The sequence below is a fragment of the Streptomyces sp. NPDC006544 genome, assembly GCF_040611715.1.
Classification (GTDB): Bacteria; Actinomycetota; Actinomycetes; order Streptomycetales; family Streptomycetaceae; genus Streptomyces.
The window spans coordinates 1-19,111 of record NZ_JBEXOV010000078.1 but is presented as its reverse complement, the minus strand read 5'-3'; the positions used below and the strand labels follow the sequence as shown (position 1 = coordinate 19,111).

Genomic DNA, 19,111 nt, shown 5'->3' with positions numbered 1-19,111 from the left:
CAGCCGCACCTCGGCGCGTACGCCGCGGGCCCGTGCGATCCGCCACAGCGAGGCGGCCAGCGAGTCGTCCCCGACGAAGGCGGGCGCCCCGGCCGGCCCCGCGGGGCTCTCTCCAGCCGCTCCCGTGTCGCCGAGCAGGTAGGAGATCCGTACCGGCTGGACGGGCACCCGTGCGTCCAGTGCGGCCTGGAACACGGCGCGCCGGAAGGGCCCTTGGGCGCGCCCGCACCAGGTGGACCCCTCGGGGTAGACGGTGACGCGGTCACCCGCGAGCAGGGCGCGCGCGACCGTCGCCACCGTGTCGGGCAGGGCGCGGATCCGGTCGCGTTCGATGAACAGGGTCCCGGCCTGCCGGGAGAGCGGCCCGAGCACGGGCCAGGTGCGGATGTCGCTCTTGGCCAGCATCCGGGAGGGCATGACGGCGGCGACGAGGGGGATGTCGAGCCAGGAGATGTGGTTGGCGACGACGAGGCGGCCGCCACTCGGGCCGGGGCTCCCGTGCACGGTGATCCGCAGCCCGAAGGCGCCCAGCAGCGCGGTCGCCCAGGCCCGTACGGCCACGTCCCGGGGCCGCTGCGGCAGCAGGCGCAGCGGCGGGGCGCCCAGGATCCCGAGCAGGACCAGGGCGAGGGCGGCGCCGAGCCGCAGGACGGCGCGTGGGACGCTCGCCGTGGGGCCGTCGTGGTCGGCGCAGACCGCGGGGGTGCAGGGCGAGGTCGGCAGCCAGGCGTTCATGCGGCCGGGGCGAGCGAGAGGAAGTGCTTGAGGTAGCGGGGGTTGGTGCGGCGCAGGGAGAGCAGGACGTACAGGTCGGCGCAGCCGAACTCGGCGTCGAGGGCGGGCTCGCCGCAGACCCAGGCGCCGAGGCGGAGGTAGCCGCGCAGCAGCGGGGGCAACTCCATGCGGCCGGGAACGGCGATGCCCTCGGGTGTCCAGGGGAGGTGCGGGGTGACGCGGTACTCGGCGGGGGCGAGGCTGCGGGTGAGGACGTTCTCGCGGGTGGCCGCGGCGAGGACCCCGCCGTCGGAGAGCGGTATCGAGCAGCAGCCTGCCAGCCAGTTGTGCCCGGAGCGGTCCATGTAGCGGGCGAGGCCGGCCCAGATGAGGGCGATGACGGCGCCGTTGCGGTGGTCGGGGTGGACGCAGGAGCGGCCGACCTCCACCAGGTCGGGCCGGACGGGGGCGAGCGCGGAGAGGTCGAACTCGCCCTCGGAGTAGAGGCGTCCGGCGATGGCGGCACGCTCGGGGGGCAGCAGCCGGTAGGTGCCGACGACCTGCTCGGTCTCCTCGTCGACGACGACGAGGTGGTCGCAGTACGCGTCGAAGGCGTCGGAGTCGAGGCCCGGCTCGGGGCCGTCGAGGCGTGCGCCGAGCTCGCCGGCGAAGACCTGGTGGCGCAGCCGCTGGGCGGCGCGCACCTCGGCCTCGTCGCGGGCGAGGCGAACGGCGTAACGGGGGGCGGCCGGGGCCTCGGGGAGGGGGAGGACGGACGGGGACAGGGGGGCGATGGTCATGGCGGCTCCTGATCCGGGCACGGAGAGCCAGGCCGGCCGGTATGGCCTGGCTCCTCTACTTCTTCCGTGCAAGGCTGGATTCGACATGACCGGGTCGCGGCCCTCGGATGTGCGAACGCTGAACTCGGCGGGCCGTCGGCGTTCCTGGCGCCCCCGGCGGTCGGTGGTCGGCGGTCAGCGGTCGGAGCTGAGGACCTTGCTGATGGTGTCCGAGGCCGTCTTCGCGGCCGCCTGGGGTTCCTGGCCGGTGAGGACCGCCGTCATGAACGGCTTGATCGGGTTGTCAGCCTCGACCTCGGCCCAGCGGGCGGACTTCGGGGTGGCGCGGCCCTGGGCCGCGCCGGCGGCCATCGCGGTGGCGCCCTCGTTGCCCTCGACGACGTGCGCGAGGGTGGTCTTGTTCGGTACGTAGCTCATCGTGCGGGCCAGTTCGGTCTGCCACTTCTCGCTGACCAGGGCCGTGATCACGTTGACGGCGTTGCTCCGCTGTCCCGTCTTCGCCGGGATGATCAGGTCCGATCCGCCGGTGAAGACCGCACCCGGCTTGTCCGCGGTCTTGCCGGGGATGGGGAAGAAGCCGAGCTTGCCCTTGAGCGCCGGGTTGGCCGCCTCGATGGCGGCCGCCTGGCCGGGCGGGGCGATGATCTGCGCGATCCCTCCCCGGGCGAAGACCTCGGACTGCGGGGGCGTCTCCTCGTCGGCGTCCTTGGGGCCGTCGCCGAGACCCTGGAGCTGCTTGTAGAACTCCATGCCGGCCAGCGCCTTCTCGTCGTCGAGGGTGCCGAGCCACTGGCCGCTCGTCTCGAGGGCGAGCTCGCCGCCCTCGTCCCAGACGAAACCGGAGAGCACGTACCAGTTCTGCCCGGCGAGGTAGATGCCCTGCTGGCTGCCCTTGTCGAGCTTCTGGGTCGCCTGGATCCACTCCTGTCGCGTTCTGATCGGGGCCTTGATCCCGGCGTTCGCGAACAGGTCCTTGTTGTAGATCACCACGCGGTTGGCGGCGTACCAGGGGACGCCGAACTGGGCGCCGTTGACGCTGCCGGGGTCCGCGAGACCCTTCAGCCAGTCCTTGCCGTCCCACTCCCGCAGGGCCTCCAGGGTGAGTTCGGAGACGCCTCCGCCCTCCACGTACTGGGCGACCTGGGTGTTGCCGACCTCGATGACGTCGGCCTTCTCCTTGCTGGTGCCGGCCAGCACGGCGTTGATCTTGCCCCCGATGCCCGTCCACTCCTGGATCCGGACGTCGAGGTCGACGCCCGGGTGCTCCTGCTCGAACGAGCTGGTGAACCGGGCGATGAAGTCCTCCGACGCGCTCCCCTTCATCAGCCAGAGCGTCACCTTCTGCGGACCTCCTGCCGATCCGGCCAGACCGCACCCGGTGAGGGCGATCGCGGCCGCGAGAGCGGTGGACACGGCGAGGAAGCGCATCTTCACGAAAAGCCACCTTCTGGGGACGGATCTCAGATGGCTTGAAATTGGCATGGACCAATGAGCGGGTCAAGGGGGTTCGGCTCGTGATTGTCCGCGCAAAGTTCGCGGACCCGGACTTAGTGGGGCACCGTGGAACAAGGCAACTGCCACCCAGTGTCGGGAGAGAGCTCCATGTCGAATCACACGTACCGGGTGACCGAAATCGTGGGCACGTCCCACGAGGGCATCGACCAGGCCATTCGCAACGGCATCGGCCGCGCGGGCGAAACCCTGCACAACCTCGACTGGCTCGAGGTGACCCAGATCAGGGGCCACATCGAGAACGGCGAGATCGCGCACTACCAGGTCGGGCTGAAGGTCGGATTCCGGCTCGACGGCGAGGAGTGAGGGGCGTCGAGCCCCGAGGTCTCAGGTACGGCCCTCGCCCTCCTGCGCCTCCTTGAGTTCCGGCGCCCGCGCCGCCCAGTCCGCGAGGACCACGCGGAACCCCGCCGCACGCGCCGCCTGGCACACCAGCTCGTCGTCGTCCACGAGCATCCGGACCTCCCGGCCCCGCGCGATCCGCCGGAGCACCTCCAGCTTGGTCGTCCGGGCCGGCCGCCGGTCCTGGTCACCGCGCATCCACAGGCGCCCCTCGGGCAGCCCGTGCCGGGCCAGCCAGTCGACGGTGTCCGCGCGGCACCGCTCGGGGCGGCCGGTCAGGTAAACGACCTCGCAGTCGGCCGCGCTCTCCACCGCCAGCGCGACCCCGCGCGCGAGCGGCGGATCGGCCTGCGCCGCGCCGAAGAACCCGTTCCAGTCACGGGGCCGGCGCTCCAGGAAGCGCTGGCGGTGGTCCGTGTCGGCCAGGGTGTTGTCGATGTCGAAGACGGCCAGGGGCTTGCGGTTCTGAGTCTCGGTCACCCCGTCAGCCTAGACAGCCGCCCCGGCCGCCCCGGCGCCCCGGGTCCGCCGGCCGGGCGGCACGCCGGGTGCCCCGGGGTATCACCTCGGGCACCTCTTGATCGCCCCTCCCCCGATCGCCCCGGCGGATCACCGGGAATCCTGGGGCGCCCCTGACGTTGACCAGGATGTGATCCGGAAACTCTCGATACTCGACCGCTCCCGCACCCGTACCGGGCACCCGGCCCCGGAGGCCCTGCGGGACACGGTGGAGCTCGCCCGCGCCGCCGAGCGGCTCGGCTACCACCGGTTCTGGGTCTCCGAGCACCACAGCGTGCCCGGAGTCGCCGGCTCCGCGCCGACCGTGCTGGCCGCCGCCGTCGCCGGCGCCACCGGACGGATCCGCGTCGGAACGGGCGGCGTGATGCTGCCCAACCACCAGCCGCTGGTCGTCGCGGAGCAGTTCGGGGTCCTCGCCTCGCTCTTCCCCGGCCGGATCGACATGGGTCTCGGCCGCTCCGTGGGCTTCACGGGCGGGATCCGGCGCGCGCTGGGCCGCGGCACCGGGGACGCAGACCGGTTCGAGGAGCAGCTCGCGGAACTGCTGGGCTGGATCGACGGCTCCCAGCGGGCGCACCCGCAGGTCCACGCCCGTCCGGCGGAAGGGCTGCGGATCCCGCCCTACGTGCTGGCCACCGGCGAGGGGGCCGCGATCGCGGCCCGCGCCGGGCTGCCGCTGGTGGTCGGTGACCTGCGGACCCGCGCGCGGGTGGTGGAGGTCGTCGAGGGGTACCGCAAGGAGTTCCGGCCCTCCTCGTGGGGCGCCGAGCCCTACGTCGTGGCCTCCGGGACGGTCGCGGTGGCCGCCACCGCCGAGGCCGCCCGCAGGATCCTGGTACCGGAGGCCTGGGCGGTGGCCCAGTCCCGCACCCGGGGCAGCTTCCCGCCACTGCGCCCGGCCGAGGAGATCGAGGCGCTCGCCATGACCCCGAAGGAGCGGGAGCTGTTCGAGGGCGCCCTGGAAGGGCACGTCCACGGCACGGAGGAGCAGGTCGCGTCGGAGCTCGCCGAGGTCGCGGAGCTGACCGGGGCGGACGAGCTGCTGATCACCACCTCCACGTACGACCGGACGGCCCTGCTGGACTCGTTCGAAAGGCTCGCCCGCCTCACGGGCCTCTCAGGTCTCTCAGGCCTCACCGGTGACACGGACCTCACGGGGCGGCCCGGGGATCCCGGCCACTAAACTAGGACGAATGCACCAGTCCGCCGCCCCGCCCGCCCATGATCCCTACGTACGCGTCCGCGGCGCCCGGGAGCACAATCTGCGCGGGGTCGACGTGGACATCCCGCGCGACGCGCTGACCGTGTTCACCGGGGTCTCCGGCTCCGGCAAGAGCTCGCTCGCCTTCGGCACGCTCTTCGCCGAGGCCCAGCGCCGGTACTTCGAGTCCGTGGCCCCGTACGCGCGCCGGCTGATCCACCAGATCGGCGCGCCGAAGGTCGACTCCGTCACCGGGCTCCCGCCGGCCGTCTCGCTGGAACAGCGGCGCTCCTCCCCCGGCTCGCGCTCGTCGGTCGGGACGGTCACCACGCTCTCCAACTCCCTGCGGATGCTGTATTCAAGAGCCGGCACCTATCCGCCGGGCGCCGAACGCCTCGACTCCGACTCCTTCTCCCCCAATACCGTCGCCGGGGCCTGCCCTTCCTGCCAGGGACTCGGTCGCGTGCACCGCACCAGCGAGGAACTCCTGGTCCCCGAGCCCGGTCTGTCGATCCGCCAAGGTGCCATCGCCGCCTGGCCGGGCGCCTGGCAGGGCAAGAACCTGCGGGACATCCTGGAGGCGCTCGGCCACGACGTGGACGCGCCGTGGCGGGAGCTGGCGGCCGAGGACCGCGAATGGATCCTGTTCACCGAGGAGCAGCCGGTGGTGACGGTGCATCCGGTCCGGGAGGCCGACCGGATCCAACGGCCCTACCAGGGAACGTACATGAGCGCCCACCGGTACGTGATGCGGACGTTCTCCGACAGCAAGAGCGCCACGCTGCGGGCCCGCGCCGAGAGCTTCCTCACCGACTCCCCGTGCCCGGTGTGCGAGGGGCGCCGGCTGCGCCCGGAGGCGCTGGCCGTGACGTTCGCGGGCCGCACGATCGCGGAACTGGCGGCGCTGGCGCTGACCGAGCTGGACGGCGTCCTGTCCGCCGCGCACGGGAGCGGTGAAGGCGAGGCGGCCCGGGTGCTGACCGAGGACCTGCGCTCCCGCATCGGACCGGTCACCGAGCTCGGGCTGGGCTACCTCAGCCTGGACCGGGGCGCCCCGACCCTGTCGGCGGGCGAACTCCAGCGCCTGCGGCTGGCGACGCAGCTGCGGTCGGGGCTCTTCGGCGTGGTGTACGTCCTGGACGAGCCCTCGGCGGGGCTGCACCCGGCCGACACCGAGGCGCTGCTCGGCGTACTGGACCGGCTGAAGGAGGCCGGGAACACGGTCTTCGTGGTGGAGCATCAGCTGGACGTGGTGCGGCACGCGGACTGGCTGGTGGACGTCGGACCGCTGGCCGGGGAACACGGCGGGCACATCCTGCACAGCGGGCCGCCCGAGGGGCTGGCCGCGGTGACGGAATCGGCGACGGCACGGTACCTGTTCCCGTCGGCCCCCGGCGGTGAGGGGCCCGCGCGCGGCCGGGGGGAACCGCGGTCGGTGCGCGAGGCGACCGGGTCCGTCCGCCTCACCGGTGTCGACCGCCACAACCTCCGTGACGTGGCGGCCGAGTTCCCGCTCGGGGTGTTCACCGCCGTGACCGGGGTGTCGGGCTCGGGCAAGTCCACGCTGGTCGGCCAGGCCCTCGCGCGGGAGGTCGGCGGGCGGCTGAGGGAGCCGCGCTTCCCGGTACGGCGGCTGGTGGAGGTCGACCAGAAGCCGATCGGACGGACCCCGCGCTCCAACCTGGCCACGTACACAGGGCTGTTCGACGTGGTCCGCCGGCTCTTCACCGAGGCGCCGGAGTCCAGGGCGCGCGGCTGGAAGGCGGGACGGTTCTCCTTCAACGTGCCGGGCGGCCGGTGCGAGTCCTGCCAGGGCGAGGGTTTCGTGTCGGTGGAGCTGCTGTTCCTGCCCAGTACGTACGCACCGTGCCCCGAGTGCGCCGGTGCCCGGTACAACGCCGAGACCCTGGAGGTCCGTTACTCGGGACTGAACATCGCCGAGGTGCTCTCCCTGACCGTGGAAGCGGCTGCCTCCTTCTTCGCGGGGGTCCCGGCGGCGGCGCGGAGCCTGGGAGCGCTGTCGGACATCGGCCTGGGCTACTTGCGGCTGGGGCAGCCCGCGACGGAGCTGTCGGGCGGCGAGGCGCAGCGGATCAAGCTGGCGACCGAGCTGCAGCGGCTGCGCCACGGCCACACCCTGTACCTGCTGGACGAGCCGACGACAGGGCTCCACCCGGCCGACGTCGAGGTGCTGCTGCGGCAGCTGCACGGGCTGGTGGACGCCGGGCATTCGGTGGTGGTCGTGGAGCACGACATGGCGGTGGTGGCCGGCGCGGACTGGGTCATCGACCTGGGGCCGGGCGGCGGCGCCGACGGCGGCCGGGTGGTGGCCTCCGGCACGCCCGCCGAGGTGGCCCGCGCGGCGGGCAGCCGGACGGCGGCCCACCTGGCGCGGGCCCTCACGGCGTGAGCGGGGGATCAGCTGCCGGCTTGCTTGGCGTAGTCTCCGTAGCCCTGCCAGTCGAGGAGAACGCACGGCTCCTCACCGAGCACCCAGGCGTCGTGGCCGGGCTCGATCTGGAGGAAGTCCCCGGGCTGCGCCTCGACGCTCTCTCCGTCGTCCATGACGACCTTCATCCGGCCACTGAGGACGTAGCCCACGTGGGCGGCCTCGCAACTGTCGGTTCCGGCAAGGGGCTTGATGTGCTTCGACCACTGCCATCCGGGCTCGAACACGGCCCGTCCCACCGGCCCGTTGTCGGTGTTGAGCAGATCGAGCCTGCCCTTGCCGTCCTCGAACGGACGTGTCTCGTCCGCGGAATCGAACCCTCTGCGCACGATTCCAGACATGAGTGTCTACCTCCCGGCACACGACTGGCCCCGAGTCCACTTCTCAGCGTACGCCCGGATGCCCCTGTCCTCGCGGGCGCCGTCCGGCGCCCCCGGGGACCCGTACACCGGTCCGGCTACGCGTCCCCGGAGAGCAGGTGCTGCGGGAGTTCGCGGAAGCTCCACACGCCCCGTCGGCGCGTGAACACCCACACCAGGTCGTAGCGGTCGGGCCAGACGGACGGCAGGCCGAGGAGATCCTGCGCCCCGAGGGCCCGGATCAGGCGGGGCACGCCCGTGTGCTCCCAGCAGACGAGCACGGGCATCCGGGCCTCCAGGACCGCGCGGGCCAGGGCCGGCTCGGCTCCGAGGCCGAAGGCGCTCCGCACGGGGGTGTGGAGCGCGGTGGCCAGCGTCTCCACGGTCTGGCGGCACCGGGCGGGCGCACCGGACGTGCCGCCCGCCGCGAAGACGGCCTCCGGACGGGGCAGACCGGCGCCGCGGGACGGCGCGAAGAGGGTGGGCAGCTCCTGGGCCCGACGCCAGCCCCGGACGGCGAGGAAGCCGAAGTCCTCGTTGCCCTCGCCGTCCTCTCCGGTGTCTGCCGCGGCGGGTTCCTCCGCATGCCGGATGATCATGACCAGGGCGTCCTTGGCCGCCGTCTCCGGGCCGGGGCGCGGGCTGCGGGGGCGCTCCTCCTCGGCGCAGCCGGCCGCCGCCAGGGGGGTGAGGGCGGCGGCCAGCACGGTGCGGCGGCGGGGACCGGGACCGGCGGGGGCTTGGGGCATGGGCCCCACTGTCGCCCATGCCCGGAAGGCGAGCCGGTCACGGCACGACGGGACCCGCTCCGATCATCCGATCGGCGGACGCCCGGCAGATGCCCCGCCGGCCGAGACCTCCGGGGCGGCCCCGGCGCGGGCCCGCCGGGTACGGCGTACGGGAAGGTCGGCCTGGACACGGACCTGTTTTCCCGGTGCGCCCGGACCCGGTCCACCGCCTCAGCGCGGGCCCTTGCGGACGGCTCGCAGCCACTCCCCGTTCATCGCGGCGATCGACGGCAGCGGGATCCCCTTGGGGCAGGCCGTCGCGCACTCCCCTGTCAGCGTGCAGCCGCCGAAACCCTCGGCGTCCATGGTCGCCACCATGTCCAGTACGCGGGTCTCGCGCTCGGGCGCGCCCTGCGGGAGCACGTTCAGGTGGTTGATCTTCGCGGAGGTGAACAGCATCGCGGAGCCGTTGGGGCAGGCCGCCACGCACGCCCCGCAGCCGATGCACTCAGCGTGCTCGAAGGCGTGGTCGGCGTCGGGCTTGGGAACGGCGGTGGCGTGCGCCTCGGGGGCGGCGCCGGTCGGTGCGGTGATGTAGCCGCCCGCCTGGATGATCCGGTCGAAGGCGGTCCGGTCGACGACGAGGTCCTTGATCACCGGGAAGGCGGAGGCACGCCAGGGTTCGACGTCGAGGGTGTCGCCGTCGGAGAAGGCGCGCATGTGGAGCTGGCAGGTGGTGGTGCGCTCCGGGCCGTGGGCGTCGCCGTTGATGACGAGGCTGCAGGCACCGCAGATGCCCTCGCGGCAGTCGTGGTCGAAGGCGACGGGGTCCTCGCCGCGCAGGGTCAGGTCCTCGTTGAGGGTGTCCAGCATCTCCAGGAAGGACATGTCCTTCGAGATGCCGTCGACCTCGTACGAGGCCATCGTGCCGGTGGCGTCGGCGTTCTGCTGGCGCCAGACGCGCAGGGTGAGCCTCATGCGTAGCTCCGCTGGGTGGGGTGGACGTACTCGAAGACGAGGTCTTCCTTGTGCAGGACGGGGGCGTCGCCGGTTCCGGTGTACTGCCAGGCGGCCGCGTACCCGAACTCCTCGTCGCGGCGGGCGGCTTCGCCGTCCGGGGTCTGGGACTCCTCGCGGAAGTGGCCGCCGCAGGACTCGGCGCGGTGGAGCGCGTCGAGGCACATCAGCTCGGCGAGCTCGAGGTAGTCGATGATGCGGTTGGCCTTCTCCAGCGACTGGTTGAACTCCTCGCCGCTGCCGGGGACCTTGATCCGCTTCCAGAACTCCTCGCGGATCTCCGGGATCCGGGCGAGTGCCTTGCGCAGGCCCTCCTCGGTCCGCGCCATTCCGCAGTACTCCCACATCAGTTCGCCGATCTCCCGGTGGAAGGAGTCGGGCGTGCGGTCCCCGTCGACGGCGAGCAGCTTCGCGAGGCAGTCGCGGGTCTCGCGCACGGCGGCCGCGGCCTCGGGGTGGGTGTCGTCGACGGTGTCCCTGTGCGGATGGCGGGCCAGGTAGTCGTTGATGGTGGAGGGAAGGACGAAGTAGCCGTCGCCGAGGCCCTGCATGAGCGCGGAGGCGCCGAGGCGGTTGGCTCCGTGGTCGGAGAAGTTGGCCTCGCCGATCGCGAAGAGGCCGGGCACGGTGGTCTGGAGGTCGTAGTCGACCCACAGTCCGCCCATCGTGTAGTGCACGGCGGGGTAGATCCGCATGGGGACCTCGTACGGGTTCTCCGCGGTGATCCGCTCGTACATGTCGAAGAGGTTGCCGTACTTCTCGGCGACGCCGTCCTTGCCCAGGCGGCGGATGGCGTCGGCGAAGTCGAGGTAGACGCCCTGCCCGCCGGGGCCCACGCCGCGTCCCTCGTCGCAGACGTTCTTGGCGGCGCGGGAGGCGATGTCGCGGGGCACGAGGTTGCCGAAGGAGGGGTAGATCCGCTCCAGGTAGTAGTCGCGCTCCGCCTCGGGGATGTCGGCGGCGGGGCGCTGATCACCCTTGGCCTTGGGGACCCAGATGCGGCCGTCGTTGCGCAGCGACTCGCTCATCAGGGTGAGCTTGGACTGGCGGTCGCCGGTGCGCGGGATGCAGGTGGGGTGGATCTGGGTGAAGCAGGGGTTGGCGAAGTAGGCGCCGCGCCGGTGCGCCCGCCAGACGGCCGTCGCGTTGGAGTTCATGGCGTTGGTGGAGAGGTAGAAGACGTTGCCGTAACCGCCGCTCGCCAGGACGACCGCGTCGGCGTAGTAGGTGTCGATCTTGCCGGTGACCAGGTCGCGGGCGACGATGCCGCGCGCCACTCCGTCGACGGTGATCAGGTCGAGCATCTCGGTGCGGGCGTGCATCTCGACGTTGCCCGCGGCGATCTGGCGCGAGAGCGCCTGGTAGGCGCCGAGCAGCAGTTGCTGTCCGGTCTGGCCGCGGGCGTAGAAGGTGCGGGACACCTGCACGCCGCCGAAGGAGCGGGTGTCGAGGAGTCCGCCGTACTCGCGGGCGAAGGGGACGCCCTGGGCCACGCACTGGTCGATGATCTCCACGGAGATCTGCGCGAGGCGGTGGACGTTCGATTCGCGGGCGCGGAAGTCTCCGCCCTTGACGGTGTCGTAGAAGAGGCGGTGTACGGAGTCGCCGTCGTTGCGGTAGTTCTTGGCCGCGTTGATGCCGCCCTGGGCGGCGATGGAGTGGGCGCGGCGCGGCGAGTCGGAGAAGCAGAACTGGACCACGTGGTAGCCCTGTTCGGCGAGGGTCGCGCCGGCCGCGCCGCCGGCCAGGCCGGTTCCCACGACGATGACCGTGTGGCCCCGCCGGTTGGCCGGGTTGACGAGCTTGGCCTCGAAGCGGCGGCGGTCCCAGCGCTCGGCGATGGGGCCCTCGGGGGCCTTGGTGTCGGCGATCGGTTCGCCGGTGGTGTAGTCGGCGTAGGACGTACCGGCGCCGGTGTGGTCGCTGGTGCTGGTGTTGCTGGTGCTGGTGTTGCTGCTCTTGCTGTTACTGCTGTTGCTGGTGCTCTCGCTCATGGTCAGCTCACCACTCCGGTCATGACGGCGACGGGTACGGACACGAAGCCCGCGAACAGGACGAGGGCGAGGGCGTTCGCCAGGAACTTCAGCGCGCTGTCCCGCCGGGCGTTGCCCGCGCCCAGGGTCTGGGCGGCGCTCCAGAAGCCGTGACGGACGTGCAGGCCGAGGGCGGCCATCGCCACGAGGTAGAGGGTGTTCCCGTACCAGGTGGAGAAGGTGGCGAGGACGTTCTCGTACGGATGCCCGGCCCAGGCCCGCTCGTTGACGGTGAGCAGGGTGAGATCGAGGAGGTGCCAGACGATGAAGAGGGCGAGGATGACGCCGCCCCAGCGCATCGTGCGGGTGGCGTAGCTCGCGCGCCGGCGCTTGTGGGCGTACTTCACCGGGCGCGCCTTGATGTCGCGGCGGCTCAGCTGGTAGGCGCACACCCCGTGGGCGACGACGGCGGCGACGAGGGCCACGCGGACGATCCACAGGGCCCACTCGTGGTGGAGGAAGGGCGAGCCGAGGGTGCGCAGCCAGTGGGCGTAGCCGTTGAACTCCTCCGCCCCGAAGAAGATCTTGAGGTTGCCGAGCATGTGGACGACGAGGTAGCCGAGCATGATCAGGCCGGAGACGGCCATCACGGACTTCTTGCCGACGGTGGAGTCCCAGAGTGTGCGCGTGGTGGACGGCCGTCGACCCGTCCGCGGTGCCAGAGCCATGACACGACCGTAGGGACGAAGGTCCCGAAAGGTCCAAGACATGGTGGAGCTGGGATCGATAGCCGACGCCTATGACGGGCGTACGCTGGGACGATGCAGTTCCAGCAGCTCGTCTACTTCGTCGCCGTCGCCGAGACCCGGCACTTCACGCGGGCGGCGGAGCGGGAGCACGTGGCCCAGCCGTCCCTGTCCCAGCAGATCAAGGCGCTCGAGAGGGAGCTGGGCGCCGAGCTGTTCAGCCGGGCGCGCGGGAACATCACGCTCACCGACGCCGGTGAGACGCTGCTGCCGCTGGCCCGACGGATCCTCGCGGACGCGGACACCGCCCGGCTGGAGGTGCAGGAGCTGGCGCAGCTGCGGCGGGGCCGGGTCCGGCTGGGGGCCACCCCGAGCGTGTGCACGGGCCTGCTGCCGGACGTGTTGCGGGCCTTCCACACGGCGCATCCGGGGATCGAGCTGCTGATCGAGGAGAGCGGTTCGCTGGACCTCGTGCGCGAGCTCGCGCGCGGCGCCCTGGACCTCGCGCTGATCGCCCTGCCGCTGCCCCCCTCGGCTCCGGCACTGACCACGGTGGAGTTGCTGACGGAGGACCTGGTGGTGGTCTCCTCGGCGTCCCTGCCGGCTCCGGCGGGGGGCGGCCCGCTCACGGTGTCCGCGCTGCGCGACGAGCCGATGGTGATGTTCCGGCACGGTTACGACCTGCGCGACCTGACGGTGGCGGCCTGCCGGGCAGAGGGCTTCGAGCCGGTGTTCACGGTGGAGGGCGGCGAGATGGACGCGGTCCTCGGCTTCGTCCGCGCGGGGCTGGGCATCGCGGTGGTCCCGGCGATGGTGGTCGACCGGGCGGGCCCGGAACTGCGCACCACGCCGCTGGCGGGGTCACCGCTGCGCCGCACGATCGCCTTGGCGCACCGCACGGACGTCGCGCCCCCGCGTGCGGCGCGGGAGCTGAAGCGCATCCTGCTGGGCTGAGGGCGTCGGAGCCGGGGCGGACCCGGCACACGGCACTCCGGGAGCACCCGGACGGTCCGCCACAGCGCGTCAGGACGGGCGTACGGGGAGGGTCTTGTCGAGGCCTTCGGCGAGCATCAGGAAGGCCTGATCGCAGTCGGCCACCGCGTCCGGATGGGCCTCGTCCGCACTCCGGCCGGCGTCGAGCCGCCGGAAGTTCTCCCGGCCCAGCTCGTGCCGGACGGCCACCAGGTGCGTGGCGGCCAGCCGCGCGGGCAGCGCCGGGACCGCTTCCGACTCCAGCACGGCCGCGAGCAGCTCCACCTCGCGGGCGGTGTAGTGCCTCATCCGCGACTCGAGACTGGCGGTGGTGTAGAGCAGCCGCTGGAAGGCGAGCACCGCGGGGTGGTCGCAGAGGCCCGTGATCGGGTCCCGCTCGGCGAGGGCCGCCAGGAAGTGCGCGCGGACCGCCCCGGCCGGCCCCTGCCCGGCGGGCCGCTCGCGCACGATGCGCGCCGCCTCGTCCTGGTGGTCGGCGAAGCGGTCGAGGACGAGGTCCTCCTTGCTCGGGAAGTACCGGAAGAGCGTGGGCTTCGAGACGTCCGCCGCGGCGGCCACGTCCGCGACGGACACGGCGTCGAACCCGCGCTCCAGGAACAGCTCCAGCGCCGTGGCCGCCAGCTGGCGGCGCGTACGCAGCTTCTTGCTCTCGCGCAGACCTGTCGTGTTGTTCATGTGCGGAGCATAGCACGAATACGCAACCAAGTTAATTTCGTAACCGGGTTGTATTTTATCGTCGGAGGCGCTTCCCTTGAGACATCGCCGCCGAACCGACGACGAGAAACGACGACCAGAGGACTTCCCATGACTGACGTACTGATCGCGGGCTCCGGCCCCACCGGCCTGACGCTCGCCTGTGACCTGGCCCGCCGCGGCATCGGTGTGCGGGTCGTCGAAGGACGCCGGGCACCCCACCGCGCATCGCGCGGCAAGGGGCTCAACCCGGCCAGCCTGGAGACCTTCGAGGCGCTCGGGGCGGCCGGGCGCATGACGGCCGTCGGCCGGCGGGAGATCGTCCTGCGCAAGTACTTCGACGGCGCGTACATCAGCGACACCGCCGTGGCGGACGGACTGCTCATCGGGCAATGGCAGGTCGAGGAGGCGCTGCGCGAGCGCCTGGCCGAGCTGGGCGTGCGCGTCGAGTACGGGGCCGGGCTCGCCTCCCTCGCACAGGACGCCGGCGGGGTCGGCGTGGAGCTTTCGGACGGCACGGTGATCCGGGCCCGCTATCTGGCGGCGTGCGACGGCGGCCGCAGTACGATCCGGCGGCTGCTCGCGATCCCCTTCGAGGGGTACACCGAGCCGGAGCAGGCGATGGTGCTCGGAGACGTGCGGGCACCCGGGCTGAGCCGGGACTTCTGGCACCAGTGGTACACCTCGGACAGCGGCGGGATCCTGTTGTGCCCGATGCCGGGGACGGACACCTTCCAGCTCCAGGCCTCCCCCGAACCGGACGGGCGGGGCGAGTTCTTGCCTCCGTCGGAGGAGGGCTTCCAGCGCCTCTTCGACCGTCACGCGCGGATGCCGGGGATCCGGCTGTCGGGGGCCGGCTGGCTCTCGTTCTGGCGGGTCAACGTCCGCATGGCCGACCGGATGCGCGAGGGCCGGGTCTTCCTCGCCGGGGACGCCGCGCACGTCCACCCGATAGCCGGCGGGCTCGGGATGAACACCGGCGTCCAGGACGCGGCCGCCCTCGCCCGGACCCTGGCCGCGGCCCTCACGGGACCCGCCGGTGACGAGGTCCTCGACGGCTACGAGGCCGAGCGCCTGCCGGCCGCCGCCGCGGTGCTGGCGGACACCGCGCAGCGGTACGAGCGCGTCAGGGCGGCCGTGCGCACGCCCGGCCGCGGGACGGAGGCGGGCCGCAGGTGAGGGGCCCCGGCCGTCAGAAGACCGAGGGGACCGCGTCCGAGAGGGACAGGGTGTGGATGCGGTCGGGGGCGCCGGGGCGGGCGTAGTACCAGCCTTGGGCGGTGTCGCAGCCCAGGGCGCGGAGCTGGGCTGCCTGGGCGCCGGTCTCCACGCCCTCGACCGTCACGGCCAGTTCGAGGCTGTGGGCCAGGGCGACGATACCCTCCACGATCTTGACGTCGACCGGGTTGGCCGGCTGCTGCTGCATCCCCTTGGTGAAGGAGCGGTCCAGTTTCAGGACGCTGACGGGCAGGCGTCGCAGGTTGGCCAGGTTCGAGTAGCCCGTTCCGAAGTCGTCGAGGGCGATGTCCACGCCCAGGGCGGCGAGCCGGCGCAGCGGCTCCAGGAGTTCGTCGTCGGCGCCGATCAGCGCCGACTCGGTGACCTCCAGGCAGAGCGTGCCCGGGGCCAGGCCCGAGGATTCCAGGACGCGGACCGTGTCGGCGACCAGCCCGGGGTGGTGCAGCTGGGTCGGTGACAGGTTGACGTTGATCCGCAGCCGGGAGCCGCCGTGCTGGTGCTGCCAGTTGCGGGCCTGGCGGACGGACTCCTCCAGGACCCAGCGGCCCAGCGGCACGATCAGCCCGGTCCGTTCGGCGAGCGGGATGAAGCGGTCCGGGCCGAGCACCCCGTGCTGCGGGTGCGACCAGCGCACCAGCGCCTCGGCTCCGTGCACGCTGCCGTCGTGCATGTGCACCAGCGGCTGGTACTCGATGAAGAACTCGCCGCGCTCCAGGGCTGCGGGCAGGGCGTTGGTCAGGCCGTGCCGGGTGATGGCGCGCGCGTCGGCCTCGGCGTCGGCGAACTCGAAGCGGTTGCCGCCCGCCGCCTTGGCCCGGTACATCGTGATGTCGGCGGAGCGCAGCACCTCCGCGGCGGTGCGTTCTCGCGCCGGACCCTCGACGATGCCGATGCTGCCCCGGACGGTCAGTTCCCGGCCCTCGAGCCGGATCGGGACCGAGAGGGCGGAGAGGATCCGGACGGCGAGTTCGGTGGACTTCTCCTCGGTGTCGGGACCCGTGGTCAGCGCCACGAACTCGTCGCCGCCGAGGCGGGCGACCACCTCGCCGGGGCCGGTCGCGCAGCTCTGGAGCCGGTCGGCGACCTCCACCAGCAGCCGGTCCCCCGCCGAATGGCCGAGGCTGTCGTTGACGGCCTTGAAACCGTCGAGATCGAGGTAGCAGAGGCCGAACCGGGTGCCGCCGGGCCCGCTGAGCGCCTTCTCCAGCCGCTCGAAGAACAGGGTCCGGTTGGGCAGCCCGGTCAGCGCGTCGTGGGTGGCTTCGTAGCGCAGGCGCAGGTTGAGCAGCCGGCGTTCGGTGGTGTCCTCCATGAGGGCGAGCTGGTACTGCGGCACCCCCTCGGCGTCGCGCAGCAGCGAGACCGTCAGGTTGGTCCACAGCACGGTCCCGTCGTGCCGGTAGTACGGCTTCTCGACGCGGTAGCTGTCGCGCTCGCCGCGCACGAGCTCGCCGTACATCCGCCAGACGTGCGGGGTGTCCTCGGGATGACTCCACTCGCTGACGTTGCGGCCCCGGACGTGCCCGTCCATGCCCCCGAACATCTGCAGCAGCGCGTCGTTGATCTCGAGGACGTTGCCCTCCAGGTCGGCGATGCCGATGCCGACGGCCGCGCCCTCGAAGACCGCCCGGAAGCGGGCCTCGCTCGCGTGCAGCGCCTGCTGGGCGTCGATCCGCGCGGTCAGGGCGGAGCGGGCGATGGCCTCCTGCTCCTTCAGCGTGCGCTCGCGCAGGGCGCGGGCGAACCCCGCCGCGATGCCGTGCTGGAGGCGGGCGCAGCGCGAACGGTACTCCTCGGTGTCCAGAGCGCCCTCGGTATCGGAGCCCCCCGGCCCGCAGTACAGCACCAGGTAGGACTCGACCACGCCCAGGGTGCCGGCCAGCGCCTCCGGGTCGGTGCAGTGGACGGCGACGAGCTCGGACCCGACCCGCTGGCCCGCGGCCGCCTCGAAGGGCCGGGCGCACAGGGCGTCGACGAGGGCGCGGGTCAGTGGAACGAGGTGCTGTTCGAACTCGGCGCGGGTGAGCGAGGTCGCCGTGACCGGGAAGATCGCCCTCCCCCAGATGGTGGCGAACCGGCCGATCCGGTCCTCCAGACCACCCTGTGGCGCATCGGCGCCTCTCGCCGTCTGTGCAGGCACTCTCACGCCTTGCGCCCCACGCCCGCGAAGCCCGAGAAGGCGTACGGGTCTTCGTCCGCGGCCCCGCCCTGCGGCTCGTCGGACCCGTCGGATCCGTCGGGCCGCCAGTTGGGCATCGCCACCAGGCCGGGCTCGACCAGGTCGAAGCCCTCGAAGAAGCCCTTGATCTGCTCTCCGCTGCGCATGACGAGCGGGTTGCGGATGTCGCGGTAGACCTCGACGGTGCCGGCCGCGTCCTCCTGCGTCAGCGGGATCCCCTCGAACGAGGCGTGCGTGAGGATCAGCAGGCTCCCGGGTGCCAGCGACTCGCGCAGCTCCGCCACGGCGGCGTAGGGGTCGTCCGCGTCCTCCAGGAAGTGCAGGACGGCGACCAGCAGCAGGGCCACCGGGCGGCTCAGGTCCAGTACGCGGCCGATCTCGGGGGCGGCCAGGAGCTCCCGGGGCTTGCGCAGGTCGGCGGCGACGACTCCGGTCCCCCCGGTGCCGGCCAGCACGGCCTGGCTGTGGGCGACGGCCACCGGGTCGTGGTCGACGTAGACCACGCGTGCCTCGGGGGTGGCGGCCTGCGCGATCTCGTGGACGTTGCCGAAGGTGGGGATGCCGGAGCCGATGTCGAGGAACTGCGTGACGCCCCCGGCGACGGCGTACCGGACGGCGCGGCGCATGAAGGCCCGGTTCGCCTGCATGATCTTGGGCAGACCCGGCATGAATTCCATGGCGCGGCGGGCGGCCTGCCTGTCGACCTCGAAATTGTGAGAGCCGCCGAGGTAGTAGTCGTAGATGCGGGACACGCTCGGCACCGATATGTCGATGCCTGGCGGGGCCCAGGCGGGGCGCTCCATCGGGGTCTCCAATGCCGTAGTCCTGCCGCGGTCCGGACAGGGCCGGACCCTGTCCGAGCCGAATGTACTGATCATTGCCCAACGGAGCGAGCAAAAGCGGAAATTGGCGATCCGTTCTTCGTCACACGGCAAAGCCCCGCGCGAGCACGGCAAAGCCTCGCACGAGCAGGTGTACGGCGCATGACCGAAACCGACAAATACCGTTTGCGAAAAGGCCGGTGACGAAACGGGCGCGCTCCGAAACTGGCTCAAACCTCCATAGCCAACACGTCACCCGTTCAGGCGAACCCGAGCCAAGCGCCCCCCGCGCGGGCGCGCGCGACCCCATGATCCCCGGGTGAAAAGAGCCCCTTCCAGGCGCCTGCTGGCGGTCCCCGTCCTGCTGTGGGCGGCGCTGTCGACCACGCCTGCCATGGCCGATAGCAGCACCTACGCGACGACCGCGGACGGTGACGGAGCGAGCGCCTTCAGGCTGGTCGCGTCTGCCGTCGACGGCGCTGCCGGGGTCGGCCGAGGTGGCGGACATCACGCCGGTCGAGCCGATCGCGGCGGCCACCCGGAGCGCGGAGACGACGGAGACGACCGCCCCGGACGGGGCGGCCACGCCGAGGGCCACCACGGCCGTCCGAGCCCCCACGGCCACCCGCACTGCCCGCCACCGCCTCCCCCTCCGCCCTGCCCGCCCGAGCCCACTCCGCCACCACCACCGCCGCCTCCCACCCCACCGCCACCCCCACCACCTCCACCGCCCAAGCCCGCGCCGCCCAAGCCCGCGCCGCCCAAGCCCGCGCCGAGGCCACCGGCGCCGGCGCCGCCCGCGCCACCGGCGCCCGTGCGCGCGGCG

Annotated in this window: 16 protein-coding genes and 1 pseudogene; 5 read left to right on the top strand and 12 right to left on the bottom strand. The window is 72.5% G+C overall.

Going from position 1 to position 19,111, the window contains the following annotated elements; genetic code table 11:
- Positions 1–153: 153 nt before the first annotated feature.
- The 3 genes and pseudogenes from ABZY44_RS28470 to ABZY44_RS28460 form a co-directional block, all read right to left on the bottom strand.
- Positions 154–735: pseudogene (locus ABZY44_RS28470) on the bottom strand (lysophospholipid acyltransferase family protein); the annotation flags it as partial.
- The gene (locus ABZY44_RS28465; RefSeq protein WP_356658694.1) at positions 732–1,514 is read right to left on the bottom strand and encodes a GNAT family N-acyltransferase; all 783 of its coding nucleotides are present in this window, start codon (positions 1,512–1,514) and stop codon (positions 732–734) included. The pseudogene ABZY44_RS28470 and the gene ABZY44_RS28465, both read right to left, overlap by 4 nt.
- A gap of 174 nt (positions 1,515–1,688) precedes the next feature.
- Positions 1,689–2,948 carry an extracellular solute-binding protein gene (locus tag ABZY44_RS28460; RefSeq protein ID WP_356658692.1) on the bottom strand — a complete coding sequence of 420 codons (1,260 nt, stop codon included), beginning with the start codon at positions 2,946–2,948 and terminating at the stop codon, positions 1,689–1,691.
- Positions 2,949–3,116: 168 nt separating this feature from the next.
- Here ABZY44_RS28460 and ABZY44_RS28455 point away from each other — a divergent pair, with 168 nt between their 5' ends.
- Positions 3,117–3,332 carry a dodecin gene (locus tag ABZY44_RS28455; RefSeq protein WP_356658690.1) on the top strand — a complete coding sequence of 72 codons (216 nt, stop codon included), beginning with the start codon at positions 3,117–3,119 and terminating at the stop codon, positions 3,330–3,332.
- 21 nt (positions 3,333–3,353) lie between these two features.
- On the opposite strand, the gene ABZY44_RS28450 is transcribed toward ABZY44_RS28455, so the two are convergent.
- The gene (locus ABZY44_RS28450) at positions 3,354–3,848 is read right to left on the bottom strand and encodes an HAD family acid phosphatase (protein ID WP_356658688.1); all 495 of its coding nucleotides are present in this window, start codon (positions 3,846–3,848) and stop codon (positions 3,354–3,356) included.
- Positions 3,849–4,017: 169 nt separating this feature from the next.
- Here ABZY44_RS28450 and ABZY44_RS28445 point away from each other — a divergent pair, with 169 nt between their 5' ends.
- Both ABZY44_RS28445 and ABZY44_RS28440 read left to right on the top strand, forming a co-directional pair.
- Positions 4,018–5,070, top strand: coding sequence for an LLM class flavin-dependent oxidoreductase (locus tag ABZY44_RS28445; RefSeq protein WP_356658686.1), 1,053 nt, complete (start codon positions 4,018–4,020; stop codon positions 5,068–5,070).
- Between the two features lie 10 nt (positions 5,071–5,080).
- Positions 5,081–7,498, top strand: a complete 2,418-nt coding sequence (locus ABZY44_RS28440; RefSeq protein WP_356658684.1) for an excinuclease ABC subunit UvrA — start codon at positions 5,081–5,083, stop codon at positions 7,496–7,498.
- A gap of 8 nt (positions 7,499–7,506) precedes the next feature.
- On the opposite strand, the gene ABZY44_RS28435 is transcribed toward ABZY44_RS28440, so the two are convergent.
- The 5 genes from ABZY44_RS28435 to ABZY44_RS28415 form a co-directional block, all read right to left on the bottom strand.
- Positions 7,507–7,878 (bottom strand): cupin domain-containing protein, encoded by a 372-nt coding sequence (locus ABZY44_RS28435; RefSeq protein WP_356658682.1) that lies wholly within the window; start codon positions 7,876–7,878, stop codon positions 7,507–7,509.
- Between the two features lie 116 nt (positions 7,879–7,994).
- Complete coding sequence (locus tag ABZY44_RS28430) at positions 7,995–8,645, bottom strand: hypothetical protein (RefSeq protein ID WP_356658680.1); 651 nt, start codon at positions 8,643–8,645, stop codon at positions 7,995–7,997.
- Positions 8,646–8,855: 210 nt separating this feature from the next.
- Positions 8,856–9,602: a succinate dehydrogenase/fumarate reductase iron-sulfur subunit gene (locus ABZY44_RS28425; RefSeq protein WP_356658678.1), complete on the bottom strand. Its 747-nt coding sequence runs from the start codon at positions 9,600–9,602 to the stop codon at positions 8,856–8,858.
- A complete protein-coding gene (locus ABZY44_RS28420; protein ID WP_356658676.1) occupies positions 9,599–11,635 on the bottom strand; it encodes a fumarate reductase/succinate dehydrogenase flavoprotein subunit in 2,037 nt (678 codons plus the stop codon). The genes ABZY44_RS28425 and ABZY44_RS28420 overlap by 4 nt, the downstream gene beginning before the upstream one ends.
- Positions 11,636–11,637: 2 nt before the next feature.
- A complete protein-coding gene (locus tag ABZY44_RS28415; RefSeq protein ID WP_356658674.1) occupies positions 11,638–12,342 on the bottom strand; it encodes a succinate dehydrogenase in 705 nt (234 codons plus the stop codon).
- Between the two features lie 93 nt (positions 12,343–12,435).
- Between ABZY44_RS28415 and ABZY44_RS28410 the strand changes: the two genes are divergently transcribed.
- A complete protein-coding gene (locus ABZY44_RS28410; protein WP_356658672.1) occupies positions 12,436–13,314 on the top strand; it encodes a LysR family transcriptional regulator in 879 nt (292 codons plus the stop codon).
- 69 nt (positions 13,315–13,383) lie between these two features.
- Here the strand turns inward: ABZY44_RS28410 and ABZY44_RS28405 are convergent, their stop codons facing one another.
- The gene (locus ABZY44_RS28405; RefSeq protein WP_356658670.1) at positions 13,384–14,028 is read right to left on the bottom strand and encodes a TetR family transcriptional regulator; all 645 of its coding nucleotides are present in this window, start codon (positions 14,026–14,028) and stop codon (positions 13,384–13,386) included.
- Between the two features lie 129 nt (positions 14,029–14,157).
- Between ABZY44_RS28405 and ABZY44_RS28400 the strand changes: the two genes are divergently transcribed.
- Complete coding sequence (locus ABZY44_RS28400; RefSeq protein WP_356658668.1) at positions 14,158–15,225, top strand: FAD-dependent monooxygenase; 1,068 nt, start codon at positions 14,158–14,160, stop codon at positions 15,223–15,225.
- A 13-nt stretch (positions 15,226–15,238) separates the two neighbouring features.
- Here the strand turns inward: ABZY44_RS28400 and ABZY44_RS28395 are convergent, their stop codons facing one another.
- Both ABZY44_RS28395 and ABZY44_RS28390 read right to left on the bottom strand, forming a co-directional pair.
- Complete coding sequence (locus ABZY44_RS28395; RefSeq protein ID WP_356658666.1) at positions 15,239–17,431, bottom strand: EAL domain-containing protein; 2,193 nt, start codon at positions 17,429–17,431, stop codon at positions 15,239–15,241.
- The gene (locus ABZY44_RS28390; RefSeq protein WP_356658664.1) at positions 17,428–18,267 is read right to left on the bottom strand and encodes an SAM-dependent methyltransferase; all 840 of its coding nucleotides are present in this window, start codon (positions 18,265–18,267) and stop codon (positions 17,428–17,430) included. Before ABZY44_RS28390 ends, ABZY44_RS28395 begins: the two co-directional genes overlap by 4 nt.
- Positions 18,268–19,111: the final 844 nt, after the last annotated feature.